This window comes from Enterobacter sp. R4-368 (genome assembly GCF_000410515.1).
Classification (GTDB): Bacteria; Pseudomonadota; Gammaproteobacteria; order Enterobacterales; family Enterobacteriaceae; genus Kosakonia.
Window position 1 is genome coordinate 3,006,600 of the sequence record NC_021500.1, and the last position, 18,005, is coordinate 3,024,604.

At 52.8% G+C, this 18,005-nt stretch carries 17 protein-coding genes; 5 read left to right on the plus strand and 12 right to left on the minus strand.

Going from position 1 to position 18,005, the window contains the following annotated elements; all coding sequences use genetic code 11:
* Positions 1 to 3: 3 nt before the first annotated feature.
* The 10 genes from atpA to asnC form a co-directional block, all read right to left on the minus strand.
* The gene (gene atpA / locus H650_RS14145) at positions 4 to 1,545 is read right to left on the minus strand and encodes a F0F1 ATP synthase subunit alpha (RefSeq protein ID WP_017458046.1); all 1,542 of its coding nucleotides are present in this window, start codon (positions 1,543 to 1,545) and stop codon (positions 4 to 6) included.
* A 12-nt stretch (positions 1,546 to 1,557) separates the two neighbouring features.
* Positions 1,558 to 2,091: a F0F1 ATP synthase subunit delta gene (gene atpH / locus H650_RS14150; RefSeq protein ID WP_017458045.1), complete on the minus strand. Its 534-nt coding sequence runs from the start codon at positions 2,089 to 2,091 to the stop codon at positions 1,558 to 1,560.
* A 13-nt stretch (positions 2,092 to 2,104) separates the two neighbouring features.
* A complete protein-coding gene (gene atpF, locus H650_RS14155; protein ID WP_017458044.1) occupies positions 2,105 to 2,575 on the minus strand; it encodes a F0F1 ATP synthase subunit B in 471 nt (156 codons plus the stop codon).
* A 58-nt stretch (positions 2,576 to 2,633) separates the two neighbouring features.
* Positions 2,634 to 2,873: a F0F1 ATP synthase subunit C gene (gene atpE / locus H650_RS14160; RefSeq protein WP_007369368.1), complete on the minus strand. Its 240-nt coding sequence runs from the start codon at positions 2,871 to 2,873 to the stop codon at positions 2,634 to 2,636.
* Between the two features lie 48 nt (positions 2,874 to 2,921).
* Complete coding sequence (gene atpB, locus H650_RS14165; RefSeq protein WP_020455863.1) at positions 2,922 to 3,740, minus strand: F0F1 ATP synthase subunit A; 819 nt, start codon at positions 3,738 to 3,740, stop codon at positions 2,922 to 2,924.
* Positions 3,741 to 3,748: 8 nt separating this feature from the next.
* Positions 3,749 to 4,129 carry a F0F1 ATP synthase subunit I gene (atpI, locus tag H650_RS14170; RefSeq protein WP_017458042.1) on the minus strand — a complete coding sequence of 127 codons (381 nt, stop codon included), beginning with the start codon at positions 4,127 to 4,129 and terminating at the stop codon, positions 3,749 to 3,751.
* A gap of 617 nt (positions 4,130 to 4,746) precedes the next feature.
* On the minus strand, positions 4,747 to 5,370 hold the full coding sequence (gene rsmG, locus H650_RS14175; RefSeq protein WP_020455864.1) for a 16S rRNA (guanine(527)-N(7))-methyltransferase RsmG: 624 nt from the start codon (positions 5,368 to 5,370) through the stop codon (positions 4,747 to 4,749).
* A 53-nt stretch (positions 5,371 to 5,423) separates the two neighbouring features.
* Complete coding sequence (mnmG, locus tag H650_RS14180) at positions 5,424 to 7,313, minus strand: tRNA uridine-5-carboxymethylaminomethyl(34) synthesis enzyme MnmG (RefSeq protein ID WP_020455865.1); 1,890 nt, start codon at positions 7,311 to 7,313, stop codon at positions 5,424 to 5,426.
* Positions 7,314 to 7,685: 372 nt separating this feature from the next.
* Positions 7,686 to 8,135 (minus strand): FMN-binding protein MioC, encoded by a 450-nt coding sequence (gene mioC, locus H650_RS14185; protein WP_020455866.1) that lies wholly within the window; start codon positions 8,133 to 8,135, stop codon positions 7,686 to 7,688.
* A 118-nt stretch (positions 8,136 to 8,253) separates the two neighbouring features.
* Entirely contained in the window at positions 8,254 to 8,712 is a 459-nt protein-coding gene (asnC, locus tag H650_RS14190) for a transcriptional regulator AsnC (protein WP_007369362.1), read from the minus strand.
* A 150-nt stretch (positions 8,713 to 8,862) separates the two neighbouring features.
* Here asnC and asnA point away from each other — a divergent pair, with 150 nt between their 5' ends.
* Positions 8,863 to 9,855 carry an aspartate--ammonia ligase gene (gene asnA, locus H650_RS14195; RefSeq protein ID WP_020455867.1) on the plus strand — a complete coding sequence of 331 codons (993 nt, stop codon included), beginning with the start codon at positions 8,863 to 8,865 and terminating at the stop codon, positions 9,853 to 9,855.
* Here the strand turns inward: asnA and viaA are convergent.
* Positions 9,852 to 11,303 carry an ATPase RavA stimulator ViaA gene (viaA, locus tag H650_RS14200; RefSeq protein WP_020455868.1) on the minus strand — a complete coding sequence of 484 codons (1,452 nt, stop codon included), beginning with the start codon at positions 11,301 to 11,303 and terminating at the stop codon, positions 9,852 to 9,854. The two genes, asnA and viaA, sit on opposite strands and share 4 nt — an antisense overlap.
* Positions 11,297 to 12,796, minus strand: coding sequence for an ATPase RavA (ravA, locus tag H650_RS14205; protein ID WP_020455869.1), 1,500 nt, complete (start codon positions 12,794 to 12,796; stop codon positions 11,297 to 11,299). The genes viaA and ravA overlap by 7 nt, the downstream gene beginning before the upstream one ends.
* 223 nt (positions 12,797 to 13,019) lie before the next feature.
* On the opposite strand from ravA, the gene kup reads away from it, so the two are divergent.
* The 4 genes from kup (at position 13,020) to rbsC (ending at position 17,996) form a co-directional block, all read left to right on the plus strand.
* Positions 13,020 to 14,888 (plus strand): low affinity potassium transporter Kup, encoded by a 1,869-nt coding sequence (gene kup, locus H650_RS14210; protein WP_020455870.1) that lies wholly within the window; start codon positions 13,020 to 13,022, stop codon positions 14,886 to 14,888.
* 204 nt (positions 14,889 to 15,092) lie between these two features.
* Positions 15,093 to 15,512 (plus strand): D-ribose pyranase, encoded by a 420-nt coding sequence (gene rbsD / locus H650_RS14215; RefSeq protein ID WP_020455871.1) that lies wholly within the window; start codon positions 15,093 to 15,095, stop codon positions 15,510 to 15,512.
* Between the two features lie 7 nt (positions 15,513 to 15,519).
* On the plus strand, positions 15,520 to 17,025 hold the full coding sequence (rbsA, locus tag H650_RS14220; RefSeq protein WP_020455872.1) for a ribose ABC transporter ATP-binding protein RbsA: 1,506 nt from the start codon (positions 15,520 to 15,522) through the stop codon (positions 17,023 to 17,025).
* A gap of 5 nt (positions 17,026 to 17,030) precedes the next feature.
* The gene (gene rbsC, locus H650_RS14225; protein ID WP_020455873.1) at positions 17,031 to 17,996 is read left to right on the plus strand and encodes a ribose ABC transporter permease; all 966 of its coding nucleotides are present in this window, start codon (positions 17,031 to 17,033) and stop codon (positions 17,994 to 17,996) included.
* Positions 17,997 to 18,005: the final 9 nt, after the last annotated feature.

Sequence of the window (18,005 nt, forward strand, 5' to 3'; positions counted from 1 at the left end):
ACGTTACCAGGATTGGGTTGCTTTGAAGGAATCGAGGAGGCCTTTCAGCTTGCCTTCGATTTCGTCGTTATAGCCACCGGACTGGTTGATCTCTTGCATCAGCGGAGCGTGATCACGGTCAGCGAAAGCCAACAGAGCGGCTTCGAAGCTACCGATTTTCGCCAGTTCCACATCTTCGAGGTAACCGCGCTCAGCTGCGAACAGCACCAGGCCCTGTTGTGCAACAGACATAGGGGCATACTGTTTCTGTTTCAGCAGCTCGGTCACTTTCTGACCGTGGCTCAGCTGTTTACGGGTCGCTTCATCCAGATCGGACGCAAACTGCGAGAACGCCGCCAGTTCACGATACTGCGCCAGTGCGGTACGAATACCACCGGACAGTTTTTTGATGATCTTGGTCTGAGCTGCACCACCCACACGAGATACGGAGATACCCGGGTTAACCGCCGGACGAATACCGGAGTTAAACAGGTTGGTTTCCAGGAAGATCTGACCATCGGTAATAGAAATTACGTTGGTCGGAACGAACGCAGAAACGTCACCCGCCTGGGTTTCAATGATCGGCAGTGCGGTCAGAGAACCGGTTTTACCTTTCACTTCACCTTTGGTGAAGTTTTCAACGTATTCAGCATTAACGCGGGATGCGCGCTCCAGCAGACGAGAGTGGAGATAGAATACGTCGCCCGGGAATGCTTCACGTCCCGGCGGACGACGGAGCAGCAGGGAAACCTGGCGGTAAGCAACTGCCTGTTTGGACAGGTCATCGTATACGATCAGCGCATCTTCGCCGCGGTCGCGGAAGTATTCACCCATTGCGCAACCGGCATACGGCGCCAGGTATTGCAGTGCAGCAGATTCAGAAGCGGTTGCCACAACAACGATGGTGTTGGACAGTGCGCCGTGCTCTTCCAGCTTACGTACCACGTTAGCAATGGTAGAAGCTTTCTGGCCGATAGCGACGTATACGCATTTGATGCCGGAATCGCGCTGGTTGATGATCGCATCGATTGCCATCGCGGTTTTACCGGTCTGACGGTCACCGATGATCAATTCACGCTGACCACGACCAATTGGGATCATGGCGTCAACGGATTTATAACCCGTCTGTACCGGCTGATCGACGGACTGACGATCGATAACGCCCGGGGCGATAACTTCGATTGGCGAGAAGCCATCGTTATCAACCGGACCTTTACCGTCGATCGGCGCGCCCAGGGTGTTGACCACACGGCCAAGCAGGCCACGGCCAACCGGAACTTCCAGAATACGGCCAGTACACTTCACCTTCATGCCTTCGGCGAGGTCAGCGTATGGACCCATCACAACTGCACCTACGGAGTCGCGCTCCAGGTTCAGTGCGATAGCGTAACGGTTACCCGGCAGAGAAATCATCTCGCCCTGCATACAGTCGGCCAGGCCGTGGATGCGGATAACACCGTCACTTACAGAAACAATAGTACCTTCGTTGTGAGCTTCGCTCACAACACTGAACTGAGCAATGCGCTGCTTGATCAGTTCGCTGATTTCGGTGGAATTCAGTTGCATGCTCCAGTCCCCTTAAGACTGCAAGACGTCTGCAAGGCGTTCAAGACGGCCGCGTACGCTACCATCAATGACCATATCACCCGCACGGATGATTACGCCTGCCATTACAGACTTATCGATATTGCAATTCAGCTTCACTTTGCGTGACAGACGTTTTTCCATCGCGGCGCGGATCTTCGAAAGCTGTTCTTCACTCAGTGCGGACGCGGAAGTCACTTCGACTTCTGCGATAGCCTCGCTGGCTGCGCGTAACTGAATAAACTGCTCAAGAACATCAGGAAGCACTTTGATTCGACCATTTTCAGCCATCACCCGGATCAGGTTCTGACCTTTGTCGTCAAGTTGCTCCCCACAAACTGCGATAAACGACTTAGCGAGCGTTTCCGGTGCTAACGCGCCGGAGATAAGCTCTGCCATGTCTTCATTTTTCGTCACCTCGGCGGCGAACGCCAGCATATCCTGCCAGCGGTCAACGCTCTGAGTTTCGACGGCAAAGTCAAAAGCTGCTTTGGCGTAGGGGCGAGCTACCGTTACAAATTCAGACATCAGCCCCTCCTCCTTACAGTTCAGCGACCAGTTTATTCACGATGTCGCTGTTAGCAGCTTCATCCACGGAACGCTCGATGATTTTCTCGGCGCCGGCTACTGCCAGCAGAGCCACTTGCTTACGCAGCTCTTCGCGGGCGCGTTTGCGTTCGGCGTCAATTTCCGCCTGCGCCTGCGCCACGATTTTGGTACGTTCCTGCTCGGCTTCTGCTTTCGCTTCGTCCAGGATCTGAGAACGACGTTTGTTCGCCTGTTCAATGATTACCTGAGCTTCAGCTTTCGCTTTTTTCAGCTGGTCGGTCGCATTGGCCTGTGCAAGGTCAAGGTCCTTTTTAGCTCGTTCTGCGGAAGCAAGACCGTCAGCAATTTCTTTCTGACGTTTTTCGATGGCAGCCATTAACGGCGGCCATACGTACTTCATGCAGAACAGAACGAACAGGACAAACGCGATGGCCTGGCCGAGGATTGTTGCGTTTAGATTCACAGCACAATGCCTCTTATCTGGTTAACGTTCTAAACAATTGCTTGAAAAGCAACCCTTACTACGCGACAGCAAACATCACGTACAGACCCAGACCCACAGCGATCATCGGGATAGCATCCACCAGACCCATAACGATAAAGAACTGAGTACGCAGCAGAGGAATCAGATCCGGCTGACGCGCAGCGCCTTCCAGGAATTTACCCCCGAGGATGCCGATACCGATCGCAGCACCGATTGCCGCCAGACCCATCATCACAGCGGCAGCCAAGTACAGCAGATCCATATTCAGGTTTTCCATGACAGTCTCCAGTTTGTTTCAGTTAAAACGTAGTAGTGTTGTTAAAAATCAATGCTCTTCGGATGCCATCGACAGATAGACAATCGTCAGAACCATGAAGATAAAGGCTTGCAGCGTAATAATCAGGATGTGGAAAATGGCCCACGGCACATTCAGAACCCACTGTGACCACCACGGCAGAAGACCCGCGATCAGAATGAAAATCAACTCACCCGCGTACATGTTGCCGAACAGTCGCAGACCGAGTGAAACCGGTTTGGACAGCAGGCTCACGCCCTCAAGGATAAGGTTTACCGGAATAAATACCGGATGGTTGAACGGCTGGAGAGTCAGCTCTTTAGCGAAACCGCCAATACCCTTCATTTTGATGCTGTAGAACAGAATCAGGATAAATACGCCCAGCGCCATCGACAGGGTGATGTTGACGTCAGCAGACGGCACCACGCGCAGTGCAGGCAGACCCAGGACGTGCTCGCCAATCCACGGAAGGAAGTCGATAGGCAAAAGATCCATCAGGTTCATCAGGAATACCCAGACGAAGATCGTCAGGGCCAGTGGTGCGATAAGCTTGCTTTTGCCGTGGTACATGTCTTTGACGCTACCATGAACAAAACCAATCACCAGCTCAATCGCCGTCTGGAATTTCCCCGGGACACCGCTGGTGGCTTTTTTCGCTACGCTACGGAACATCACCAGGAACAACAGACCCAGAACCACTGAGAAAAACATGGAGTCGATATTCAGCGTCCAGAAAGTGGCCGGGGGGTTATGCGGATCCACCAGTGAGAAGGTACGCAGGTCAATCTGAAGGTTATTCAGATGGTGACCGATGTACTCCTGCGGTGTTGAGTATTCTCCTGCAGACATGATGCCTCTTACCCTTTGTTGTTAATTACAGCAGGTGCCAGTATCTGAACTACCAGCACCGAAACCCACGTGACTATCAGCGGCAAAAAAGCCACCTTGAAAACCGCCAGCGCCACCACCAGTAACACGAATGTCATCAACACCTTGAGCGCTTCACCGAAGGCGAAGGTCCAAGCCACGCGGCCTTTAGCGGGTGTATGCGCCTGATGACGCCAGGCAAAAATCATAAACAACATATTCGGCAGTAAGACTGCCATACCTCCGCACACGGCGGAAATGCCCCAGAAGGGGTCTTTGAGGCTAAACAGCAATCCACTTGCCATTACTGCCAGAAACTGAATAAGCAGAAGCCTGCGAGCAACGTTTCGACTATAGAGCGACACAGACATTGCGTTTCTTAACTCCTGCTCCCTATGAGGTATGCCGCGTGTCGTATAAAACGTTCTTTGGGGCCCGGAGTCAAGCATCAAAAAGCGGTCAAATTATACGGTGCGGCCTCGTGATTTCAAACAATAAGTAGCGAAAAGGTGAATAAATGTTTAAATATTTTTCCCAAGCGCTATTTTTAAACTTTTGCAGAAACTGTGAACCTTCGAGCAAAAGTGCAAATAACGCGAAATTCCTGCTGGTAAAGCGTGCACTCGGTCACAAAATAAACATTTATGCACCCGCCTTATTTATCGCAGCAGGAATTTGATACTTTTCATCTTTCTGATATTTAAGCTGATTTATCACAACTCTTTTTAAAACACTCACATCTACTATGAAAACGATTTATTGACATTTTTAATAATTATTTAACAACAATATTTCGTTATCGAGGCCGATTTTTAGCGGGCTGATATTTTCACAGTTGATTATTTTAAGCGTGAATAAAATTCACAGCGTTAAATGTCAGAAAAATCCTGGTAAAAATACGGTTAAATGTAACTGAACGTATCACCGTTTTTAATGTCGTTTTTTAACATCGCGGCAACCGCACGAATGATACATTTTTTGATAAAAATTAAACTTTATTTGCTTTAACGACGACTAAATGACGCTCGCCATCCAGGTGCGGAACATGCAGTTTAACAATTGTTTCTACACACAAATCAGCGGGTAACAGCGCAATTTCCTCTTCCGGCACTAAACCTTTAAGCGCATAGAAACGCCCTTCTTCGCCAGGCAAATGCCGGCACCAGTTCACCATGTCATTCAGCGAAGCAAAAGCGCGGCTGATAACACCGTCAAATGGCGGTTGTGCCGGGAAATCTTCGACACGACTCTGCACCGGTTCGATATTGCTCAGTTTCAATTCATGCTGAACCTGGCGTAAAAACCGTACCCGTTTGCCAAGGCTGTCGAGCAACGTGAAGTGCGATTCAGGGCATACGATAGACAACGGAATGCCAGGCAATCCGGGGCCGGTCCCAACGTCAATAAAGCGTGAACCTTGCAGGTAAGGCGCAACCACAACACTGTCGAGGATATGGCGGATCAGCATCTCGTTGGGATCGCGTACGGAAGTCAGGTTGTACGCTTTGTTCCATTTGTGCAGCAGTTCGACGTAAGCCACCAGTTGTTGTTGCTGGTGATCGGACAACGAAATACCTGCTTCATCGAGCAGACGAGAGAGTTTGTTAAGCACGGTTGTTACCTGTGGAATTAAAATGCCCGGTAAAACCGGGCAGATAAGTAAGATTAGGCGCTACGGCGCAGCATACCTTGTTTTTTCAGCCACACCAGCAGAATGGAGATCGCCGCCGGGGTAATGCCGGAAATGCGTGATGCCTGGCCAATGGACGACGGCTTATGATCGTTAAGCTTGGCGATCACTTCGTTGGAAAGCCCGTTAACCTGGCGGTAATCCAGCGTTGCGGGTAACAGCGTATTCTCATTGCGCTGCTGTTTTTCGATCTCATCCTGCTGACGCGCAATATAACCCTCGTATTTCACCTGGATTTCCACCTGCTCGGCAGCTTGTTGATCGTCCAGGCCCGGAGCGAACGGCGCCAACTGAACCAGTTGCTCGTAGGTCATCTCAGGACGACGCAGCAGATCTTCGCCGCTGGCTTCGCGCGATAACGGTGCAGTCAGATGTTCGTTGACAGCAGGCGTATGTTCAGAGGCTGGCGATACCCACTGAGATTTCAGGCGCTGACGTTCACGCTCGATAGTCTCCAGTTTTTCGTTGAAACGCGCCCAGCGCTCGTCATCCACCAGACCCAGCTCACGACCCGCTTCCGTCAGGCGCAGATCGGCATTGTCTTCGCGCAGCATCAGGCGGTACTCCGCGCGGGAGGTAAACATACGGTACGGCTCTTTTGTCCCCAGGGTGCAGAGATCGTCCACCAGTACGCCAAGATAAGCCTGATCGCGACGCGGCGCCCAGCCCTCTTTTTCGGCAGAGAAGCGCGCGGCATTAAGCCCCGCCAGCAGCCCCTGGGCCGCAGCTTCTTCGTACCCGGTGGTGCCGTTAATCTGGCCGGCAAAGAACAGACCCTGAATAAATTTACTTTCAAGCGTAGGTTTCAGATCGCGCGGATCGAAGAAGTCGTACTCAATGGCGTAGCCAGGGCGAACAATCTTCGCGTTTTCCATCCCCTGCATGGAACGCACAATTTGCATCTGCACATCAAACGGCAGGCTGGTGGAGATACCGTTCGGGTAGATTTCGTTGGAGGTTAGTCCTTCCGGCTCAAGGAAGATCTGGTGCTGATTGCGATCGGCAAAGCGCATGACTTTATCTTCGATCGACGGGCAGTAACGCGGGCCGATCCCTTCGATAACACCGGCATACATCGGGCTGCGATCGAGGTTATTGCGGATCACATCGTGGGTTTTTTCATTGGTATGCGTGACATAGCACGGCACCTGACGCGGATGCTGCGCGACGTTGCCCATAAACGAGAACACCGGCATCGGGTTATCGCCATGCTGCTGGGCCAGAACGCTGAAATCGATAGTGCGCGCGTCAATACGCGGCGGTGTACCGGTTTTCAGGCGGCTGACGCGCAGCGGCAGTTCGCGCAGACGACGCGACAGCGGAATCGATGGCGGATCGCCCGCACGACCACCGCTGTAGTTATCAAGACCAATATGGATTTTACCGTCGAGGAAGGTCCCTACGGTCAGCACCACCGCTTTCGCACGGAATTTGAGCCCCATCTGGGTCACGGCACCCACAACGCGATCGTTTTCGACGATCAGATCTTCAACCGCCTGCTGGAAGATCATCAGGTTCGGTTGGTTTTCAAGCGCTGTTCGCACTGCCTGGCGGTAAAGCACGCGGTCTGCCTGCGCACGTGTCGCACGGACTGCCGGGCCTTTGCTGGCGTTTAGTATCCTAAACTGAATACCCGCCTGATCGATCGCCTTCGCCATCAGCCCGCCGAGCGCATCCACTTCTTTTACCAGGTGTCCTTTCCCAATACCGCCGATCGCCGGGTTGCAGCTCATCTGCCCCAGCGTGTCGATATTGTGTGTCAACAGCAGGGTCTGCTGACCCATACGCGCTGCGGCCATCGCGGCCTCAGTGCCTGCATGACCCCCGCCAATGATAATGACGTCAAAAGGATCCGGATAAAACATGGTGGTATGCCTCGCCTGAGCGGTTAGAAATTGGATTGAAGCCTGGGCCGTGGATTCTACTCAACTTTAGTCCAGTGAGAAAGGATCGGATCCCGGCTATTAAAAAGAAGATCTTTTATATGTAGAGATCTGTTCTATTGTGATCTCTTATTAGGATCGACAGGTGCTGTGGATAACCCTGATCATCACTTTAGGATCAAGTCATTAGGCAGGATCATTAGCTGTGAATGATCGGTGATCCTGAACCGTATAAGCTGGGATCAGAATGGCTAGTTATACACAAGTCAAAAACTGAACTGCAGTTGCTAATGGGATAACTACCGGTTGATCAGTGCTTTTAAGCATAGTTATCCACATCTGATCGCACGATCTTTAATCGGTATTGAGTAAATTTTTCCAGGATCCCAGCCATTCTTCCGCTGGATCTTCCGGAATATCGTGATCAAGGATGTTGATCTTCAGCGTTTCGCCGATCTGTTTTGCTCCGCACGCCGTTAATGAAGCTTCCAGTTTTTCGATCGCCTGACAGAACGTGTCATATTCGCGGCTACCGATACCAATAGCGCCAAAGCGTACCTGGGAGAGATCCGGTTTTTGCGCGTTCAAATCGTCTAAAAGCGGCTGCAGGTTTTCGGGCAGATCGCCCGCACCATGGGTCGAACTCACCACCAGCCAGGTGCCCTGCAAAGCAAGATCCTCTAAAAGCGGGCCGTGCAGCGTCTCGGTACTGAAACCCGCGTCTTCCAGCTTTTCCGCCAGATGTTCCGCCACATATTCCGCGCCGCCAAGGGTGCTGCCGCTAATAAGAGTGATGTCTGCCATGAAGCCCGCTCCGTTTTACCCGCCATTCGGCGATAAATAGGGGGGCATTGTACGCTGTGAATGGGCTGGGATCTACCTGTGGACAATACGGGTATTATTTGAGGATGAAAACGCCCGGTTAAGGGCGGATCGTACGCATGATCGGGTTTTGCAGGGAGATCAGCGTCTCCGTGGATTGAATTTCATCAATTGTTTGGATCTTGTTGATAAGTACCTGCTGCAAGGCGTCAATGGATCGACACATTACCTTAATAAAGATGCTGTAGTGCCCGGTGGTGTAATAAGCCTCGGTCACCTCTTCCAGACTTTCCAGCTTCGCCAGCGCGGAGGGGTAATCTTTGGCGCTTTTCAAAATAATGCCGATAAAACAGCAGACGTCATATCCCAGTTGTTTCGGGCTTACATCAATGCGCGCACCGGTAATGATCCCTGCCTGCTTCATTTTCTCTACGCGTACGTGAATAGTGCCGGGGCTGACGCCGAACTGTTTGGCAAGCTCGGCATAGGCGGTACGCGCATTTGCCATTAAGGCATCCAGGATGCCGCGGTCCAGATTGTCGATCTGATAATTTTCCATAGAATTTTCTTATGAATAATAATGATTCTTTCTATTTTAGCTTGCTGTATTAACGAATCAAAAGCGTTACCGGCTTTTTAATTGTGCATTATTGAGTTATTGCGATGTTTTATTGCTTAATGCATAGCAACAGGACACAGGAGTAACATAATGAAAACCGCTTACATCGCCAGACAACGTCAGATTGCTTTCGTGAAATCTTTTTTCTCTCGCCAGCTTAAGGAGAAATTGGGGCTAATTGAAGTTCAGGCGCCGATCCTTAGCCGCGTGGGTGATGGCACGCAGGATAACCTGTCGGGGTGCGAAAAAGCGGTACAGGTCAATGTGAAAACGTTACCGGATGCCCGTTTCGAAGTGGTGCATTCACTGGCTAAATGGAAACGTCAGACGCTGGGCCAGCACGACTTCAGCGCCGGTGAAGGGCTATACACGCACATGAAAGCCCTGCGCCCGGATGAAGATCGCCTTTCTTCTATTCACTCCGTCTATGTGGATCAGTGGGATTGGGAACGCGTACTCGGTGATGATCAACGCAAGCTGGCCACGTTAAAAAGCACTGTAGAGGCGATCTGGTCAGGGATCAAAGAGACTGAAGCTGCCGTCAGCGAGCGATTTGGTCTGGCACCGTTCCTGCCAGAGCAGATCCACTTTGTACACAGCGAAGCGCTGCTCAGCCGCTTTCCGCATCTCGACGCCAAAGGTCGCGAGAGAGCGATCGCGAAAGAGCTGGGCGCGGTGTTCCTGATGGGCATTGGCGGCAAACTTAGCGACGGCAAGCGTCATGATGTGCGTGCGCCTGATTATGATGACTGGAGCACGGCTGCGGAAGCGGGTTTCAGCGGTTTGAATGGCGATATTCTGGTGTGGAACCCGGTACTGGAAGACGCGCTGGAACTGTCGTCGATGGGCATTCGCGTCGATGCCGACACCTTAAAACGCCAGTTAAAGCTGACCGGCGATGAAGATCGCTTACAACTGGAGTGGCACCAGGCGCTGTTGCGCGGTGAGATGCCACAAACTATCGGCGGCGGCATCGGTCAATCGCGCCTTACCATGCTGCTACTGCAATTACCGCACATCGGGCAAGTGCAGTGCGGCGTGTGGCCTGCGCACGTCCGCGAGCAGGTTTCCGGCCTGCTTTAACGCCGCCAGCGCCGTAACAGGCGGCTGCGCATCCCGGTGTCGAAGCGCCAGATATGGTCGAAGATACGCATGATGCCGGGCTTGCCGTGGGACGACATCGCCACCGCGTGAAAGCGATGTTGATGAATATGCTGGAGTTCCTTTACCTTACTGACGACATCGTCCGGCAGGCGCTGGGCGATAAAATCCGAAATCACCACTGCATCCGCGTCATACCACTCTCCGCCCTGCATCCGTTCGATGATCGCGCGAAAACAACTCGCCAGATCGGTGCCACCGCGAAAGCGCTGGCTGAGAAAACGGATCGCCTGCTCCAGCCCCTGCGCACTGGTAAGTTCATAGCGCACCACTTCGCTGGAAAACAGCATAATAAAACAGCGCCGTTTGTCCGCCAGCGCCACGCGCATTAACGCCAGGCAGAACGCTTTGGCGCACTGCTCATTAAAGCCGCCCATGGAACCGGAGGTATCGACACAGACAATGAAGGGGCCGCGCGGTTGCTGGTCAAAATCCTGGTGAACGACCGGGCGTTCCGTCACTTTTTCCCGCCAGGCATCGCCATGCAGGCGATAAGTCAGCAACTGTTTTTCCACCAGCCGCCGGTAAAACTCATACTCCAGTTCGGTGATACCCAGCGTTGCCAGCTCTGGCGGCAATAATCGCAGGATATCGTCGCTCTGGTGCAGTCCGTCAACCTGCTCCGGTACGATTGCCGGTTCGCGGACCATGGTGCGGAAGGTTTCCATCGGCGCATCTTTACGCGGCACCGACCTGGCTTCCCGTGAGCGGCCAAGCTGTTCCGCCAGTTGCTGGAGTTCCGGTTGCTCTTTGAGAAAATCACCGTACTTCACGATCAATTGATAATCACCGCGTTTGAGCTGCCCGGCGCTCATATCCCATAGCCTACCTGCGGCATTTTCATTTTCGATCAGGACCGGTTCTAGCTGGCCGCTGAGCGTCATGCGTTCCTGCACTTCACTGAGCAGCTGCTCACGCTCCTCTTCCAGTAACTGCTGGTTGAAAGCGGTAGTTTGCACCACCAGGCTCAGCCGCCAGCGTTGCAAAAACAGGGTATGCAGCGCGGGCGTGAAAACCGGGTTATCGGCAACCATTTGTCGCGCCTGGGTGGCAAAAGGGGAGTGCAACTTTTCCAGCAATGCCAGAATTTGTGGTAACTGAATGGTAAATTGCGAAGTCGAAAGCAACTGATTTTGCTGGTAGCTAAGCACCTCTTGCGCCAGCTCCGGCGGCACTTCCGCCTCTTTCAGATGCTTTTTCAGTGCCTCGCGCCAGCGCGGCACATCTTCTGTTATCGCATGTTTGAGTTTGGGAAATTTTTCGAAAAACAGCGCCAGTTGCGGTGAAGCCAGCAGGAGGACGATAAGTTCTTCAACTAACGCCTCCTCACTGATGGTGAGTATTACATTCAGAGTTTCCAGCGTTAGCATTGCCGCGCCTGTTGGATCTGCGCTCTGACATCCTGCAGGCTGGCTTCAATGCGACCTAACCAGTCGGCGGCAATAAACAGGCATTTTTGCTGTTCGCTAAAGCGGGTGTGCTGCTGGTGCCAGGTATTGTCCAGTGCTTCCAGTTGTTGCTTGATCTCTTCCGGCACATTTTCAGTGGTACTGCCACCGGGCAGGGCAAGACGCGATCCTTGCAGGCTGACGTCGCGGATCAACAGATGCAGGCTGGTATCCACTTCCAGATTCAGCACTTGCGCAAAACCAATGCCGTTGAGTTTGCCGTGGATCTCACCGCCTTTCGCCAGCCACTGCTCCAGCGCACCGCGTTCAATAGTGACGTGGATAACCTGCAAATCATGCAGTTTTAACGGCTGTTGCAGAAGGAGGGTCAACACCGGTTCGGTTAAACCGGCGGGTAACTCATAATGCGGCTTACGGCTGAACATCCCGCCCTGACGGCTCACTTTGAGTGCTGTTTTGTCGCTTTGTTGTTGCTGAAGTTGCAGGTGGCGCTGCGAAATTGTGGTGAGCTGCGCAATCATCGATTGCTGCTGCCAGGCGTGCCCGGTCATCAATACTTCCAGTTGCTGTTCCAGCAGACGCATGCCTTCCGCATCGTGCCACAGGCAATCTTTCAGCAGGATTAAATCAATCGGCGCGACTGCATCGCGACCGCTGAAAAAGGCGCTGGCCTGTAACAGGCGGATAGCCTTTTTCCAGCGACGATCGGAAACATACGGCGCGCTCGGCAACGCATCAAGCTGCTGGCGCAACGTATAAATAAGCTCAAAGACATTATCCGGCAGTTTGACCTTGCCAATCTCCTGTTGCCAGCTGGCGTACTCTTCATCGGTGATTTGCAACTCAGCTGGCACCGGATTGTCGTTCTCATCCTGCTGGCTAATCAGCATCGAGCGGAAATTGCCCTTCTCCTGCACTTTGTCGAGCCACAGGCGAATCAACATGCGGTCATACAGCGCTTCAAGGCTGCTGTCTGCTTCGGGCAGTTCGTTTGAGGCGGCCACCAGCAGGCGCATGGGGATTTTCTCTTCGCTGGCACCATTGCGAAAACGCCGTTCGTTAATTGCGGTCAGCAGGGTGTTGAGAATGGCCGGACCTGCTTTCCAGATCTCATCCAGAAAGACAATTTCAGCTTCCGGTAAATAGCCGGTGGTTAAACGCTCATAGCGGCCTTCATCTTTCAGCGCCTGAATGGAAAGCGGGCCAAACACCTCTTCCGGTGTGGAGAAACGGGTCATCAAATATTCAAAAGCGCGGGCATGTTTGAAGGCAAACTTCAGACGGCGAGCAATCAGGCTTTTGGCAATGCCCGGCGGACCAAGAAGAAACACACTCTCACCGCTTAGTGCCGCCAGCAAACACAGGCGAATGGCGTGGCTGCGCTCGAAGAGTCCTTTTTCCAGTGCGCTGCTTAAGCGGGAAATTCTTTCTGCTAATAAATGTGAGTGAGCCATAATAGATTTGCGTCCTTTCGCCGTGTTATCCGGCTTGCAAAAGCGAGTATAGACGTTCCTGAAAGGGCTTGTAATAGACTGAAGAACGGCTTTATTTTCTTTGCGCCAGATTAATGTGGCCGCATTTAGGGGTACGATTTCGCAAATAATCGTGCATACTGTGCGCTTTTTGTGGGCCAAGGGACTAAGCACACATTGTGGCATTCAATTAAAAGATTAGTCTATGAGCACTGATAATAAGCAATCATTGCCCGCGGTTACGCTTGCGGCGATTGGGGTTGTCTACGGTGATATCGGTACCAGCCCGCTTTATACACTTCGTGAATGTTTGTCCGGTCAGTTCGGCTTTGGTGTTGAACGGGATGCTGTGTTCGGCTTTCTGTCGCTCATCTTCTGGCTGCTAATTTTCGTTGTCTCCATTAAGTACCTGACCTTTGTCATGCGGGCGGATAACGCCGGTGAAGGCGGGATCTTAACCCTCATGTCGCTGGCCGGGCGCAATACATCCGCAAGGATGACCTCGGTGCTGGTGATCATGGGACTGATTGGCGGCAGCTTCTTCTATGGCGAAGTGGTCATCACGCCCGCCATCTCGGTGATGTCGGCGATAGAGGGGCTGGAAATTATCGCGCCTTCGCTCGACGCCTGGATTGTGCCGCTGTCGATTGTGGTGTTAACCCTGCTGTTCGCGATCCAGAAACATGGTACTGGTCTTGTGGGTAAGCTGTTTGCGCCCATTATGCTGGCGTGGTTTTTGATTCTCGCGGTGCTCGGTGCACGCAGCATTATTGATAATCCTGAGGTGTTGCAGGCGCTGAACCCCGTTTGGGCGGTGAACTTCTTCCTGCAATATAAAGCTATCTCCTTTGTGGCGCTGGGCGCGGTGGTGCTGTCGATCACCGGGGTGGAAGCGCTGTATGCGGATATGGGCCACTTCGGTAAGCTGCCGATCCGCGTGGCGTGGTTTATCGTTGTGCTGCCGTCGCTGGTGCTGAACTACTTTGGCCAGGGCGCGTTGCTACTGAAAACGCCGGAAGCGATTAAAAACCCCTTCTTCCTGCTTGCGCCGGAATGGGCGCTGATCCCAATGCTGATTATCGCCACGCTGGCGACGGTGATTGCCTCGCAGGCGGTGATTTCCGGCGTGTTCTCGCTGACGCGCCAGGCCGTGCGTCTGGGGTATCTGGCACCGATGCGCATCATCCATACCTCGGAGATGGAATCCGGGCAGATCTATATCCCGTTCATTAACTGGCTGCTCTACTTTGCAGTGGTGCTGGTTATTGTCAGCTTTGAGCACTCCAGTAACCTGGCGGCGGCGTACGGTATCGCCGTAACCGGTACGATGGTGCTGACCTCCATTCTCTCCACCACGGTGGCGCGCAAAAACTGGCACTGGAACAAAGTGCTGGTGGGGCTGCTTCTGCTTTTATTCCTCTCTATCGATGTGCCGCTGTTCTCGGCGAACCTCGATAAAATCGTCTCCGGCGGTTGGTTGCCATTAACTTTGGGGCTGGTGATGTTCATGGTGATGACCACCTGGAAGAGCGAGCGTTTCCGCCTGCTGCGCCGTATGCATGAACACGGTAACTCTCTGGAGGCGATGATTGCCTCGCTGGAGAAATCACCGCCGGTGCGCGTACCGGGCACAGCGGTCTATATGTCGCGGGCATTGAACGTTATTCCGTTCGCGATGATGCATAACCTGAAGCACAACAAGGTGCTGCATGAGCGAGTGATCCTGCTGACCCTGCGTACTGAAGATGCGCCGTACGTGCACAATGTACGCCGGGTGCAGATTGAGCAATTGTCGCCGACTTTCTGGCGTGTGGTGGCGAGCTACGGCTGGCGCGAAACGCCAAATGTGGAAGAGGTGTTCCACCGTTGCGGGCTGGAAGGGCTGAACTGCCGCATGATGGAAACCTCGTTCTTTATGTCGCATGAGTCGTTAATTCTGGGCAAACGTCCCTGGTATTTGCGTCTGCGCGGTAAACTCTATCTGGTGCTGCAGCGCAACGCGCTACGCGCGCCAGACCAGTTTGAGATCCCGCCAAATAGGGTGATAGAACTGGGAACGCAGGTCGAAATTTAATGCTAATAAAACCCCTCTCTATGAGGGGTTTTTGCTATTAATTACTGTCTATTTCACTTAAAACAGGAAAGCTGTTTTTTTCATCATTTCGACAAGCGAAACGTTTCGATATCGATCACACTTCTGTAACGGCAAGATGGTTTTCTGCACATTCTTCGTACTACACTGCATCCAGCGAAACGTTTCGCTGATGGAGCATAAAAAATGAAAAAAGGTCGTGTGCTTAACGCTGATATCTCGTCAGTCATCTCTCGTCTTGGTCATACCGATTCGCTGGTGGTGTGTGATGCCGGGTTGCCGGTGCCGCGTAACACGCAACGTATTGATATGGCATTAACGCAGGGCGTGCCTTCCTTTATGCAAGTACTGGAAGTGGTGACGGCGGAAATGCAGGTTGAGTCCGCGATTATCGCCTCGGAGATTAAGCAGCATAATCCGCAGCTCCATGAAACGTTGCTCAAGCATATTGAGCAGCTGCAGCAACACCAGGGAAATAACATAGAAGTGCGGTACGTTACGCACGAGCAATTTAAAAAACACACCGCGGACAGTCATGCGGTGATTCGCAGCGGGGAGTGTTCCCCGTTTGCGAATATCATTCTCTGTGCTGGCGTGACCTTCTGAGGCCATCATGGACGCGTTACTACAACTCAAAGGCATCGACAAAGCCTTTCCCGGCGTAAAAGCCCTCTCCGGCGCGGCGCTGAATGTTTACCCAGGCCGCGTAATGGCGCTGGTGGGTGAAAACGGCGCCGGCAAATCAACGATGATGAAAGTGCTGACGGGTATCTACACCCGTGACGCCGGTTCGCTGCTGTGGTTAGGCAAAGAAACCACCTTCACCGGGCCGAAATCCTCCCAGGAAGCCGGTATTGGCATCATCCACCAGGAACTGAACCTGATCCCGCAACTCACCATTGCCGAGAACATCTTTCTCGGCCGCGAGTTTGTGAATCGCTTTGGCAAAATCGACTGGAAAAAGATGTTTGCCGAAGCTGACAAACTGCTGGCGAAGCTGAATCTGCGTTTTAAAAGCGAGCGGCTGGTCGGCGAACTGTCGATTGGCGATCAGCAGATGGTCGAAATCGCCAAAGTGATGAGCTACGAATCGCAGGTCATCATTATGGATGAGCCAACCGATGCCCTGACCGATACCGAAACCGAATCGCTGTTTCGTGTCATTCGCGAGCTGAAATCGCAGGGGCGCGGCATCGTCTATATTTCTCACCGCATGAAAGAGATCTTCGAGATTTGCGATGACGTGACCGTCTTTCGTGACGGGCAATTTATTGCCGAACGCGAAGTAGCCACGCTGACCGAAGATACGCTGATTGAAATGATGGTAGGCCGCAAACTGGAAGATCAATATCCGCGGCTGGATAAAGCGCCGGGCGAAATTCGCCTTACCGTTGATAAGCTCTGTGGGCCGGGCGTGGAAAACGTCAGTTTTACACTGCGTAAAGGCGAAATTCTTGGCGTGGCCGGATTGATGGGCGCGGGGCGCACCGAGCTGATGAAAGTGCTGTATGGCGCGCTGCCGCGCACCAGCGGTTATGTCACGCTCGACGGCCATGAAGTGATCACCCGCTCACCGCAGGACGGGCTGGCAAACGGTATTGTTTATATTTCGGAAGACCGCAAGCGCGATGGCTTAGTGCTCGGCATGTCCGTGAAAGAGAATATGTCGCTGACTGCGCTGCGTTATTTCAGCCATGCGGGCGGTACGCTGAAACACAAAGATGAGCAGCAGGCGGTAAATGATTTTATTCGTCTGTTTAATGTGAAAACGCCTTCTATGGAGCAGGCCATTGGTTTGCTCTCCGGCGGGAATCAGCAAAAAGTGGCGATTGCTCGCGGTCTGATGACGCGGCCGAAAGTGCTGATCCTCGACGAGCCGACGCGTGGTGTCGACGTTGGGGCGAAAAAAGAGATTTATCAGTTAATTAACCAGTTTAAGGCCGATGGCCTGAGCATCATTCTTGTCTCCTCTGAAATGCCGGAAGTGCTGGGCATGAGCGATCGCATAATGGTGATGCATGAAGGGCATCTCGGCGGTGAATTCACGCGCGAGCAGGCCACTCAGGAAGTGTTGATGGCTGCCGCTGTGGGCAAGCTTAATCGTGTGAATCAGGAGTAAAAAAGATGACTACCCAGGCTGTTTCTGGTCGCCGTTATTTCACCAAAGCATGGTTGATGGAACAAAAATCGTTGATTGCCCTGCTGGTGCTGATTGCGATTGTCTCGACCATGAGCCCCAACTTTTTTACCGTCAATAACCTGTTAAACATTCTGCAACAGACCTCGGTCAACGCCATTATGGCGGTCGGTATGACGCTGGTTATTTTAACCTCGGGGATCGATCTGTCCGTCGGTTCCCTGTTAGCGCTCACCGGCGCGGTCGCCGCCTCGCTGGTGGGAATGGAAGTTAACGCGCTGGTGGCGGTTGTCGGCGCGCTGGCGCTCGGTGCGGCTGTTGGCGCACTGACCGGTACGATTGTCGCGAAAGGCCGCGTGCAGGCGTTTATCGCCACGCTGGTGATGATGTTGCTGCTGCGCGGTGTGACGCTGGTTTATACCAACGGTAGCCCGGTGAATACCGGTTTTACTGATAACGCGGATGTGTTTGGCTGGTTCGGTATTGGTCGCCCGTTCGGTATTCCGACACCGGTATGGCTGATGGCGATCGTCTTTATCGCGGCGTGGTATCTGTTGCATCACACCCGTTTGGGCCGCTATATCTATGCATTAGGCGGTAACGAGGCGGCGACGCGCTTGTCCGGTATCAGCGTTGATAAAGTCAAAGTTATCGTTTACTCCCTGTGCGGCCTTCTGGCCTCGCTGGCGGGCATTATTGAAGTGGCGCGTCTTTCCTCGGCGCAACCTACTGCGGGAGCAGGTTATGAGCTGGATGCTATCGCTGCGGTTGTTTTGGGTGGGACCAGTCTCGCAGGTGGCAAAGGGCGTATTGTCGGTACACTAATCGGCGCATTGATCCTTGGCTTCCTCAATAATGGATTGAATTTGCTGAGCGTTTCCTCCTATTACCAGATGATCGTTAAAGCAGTGGTGATTCTGCTTGCGGTGCTGGTAGACAACAAAAAGCAGTAATTACCTACA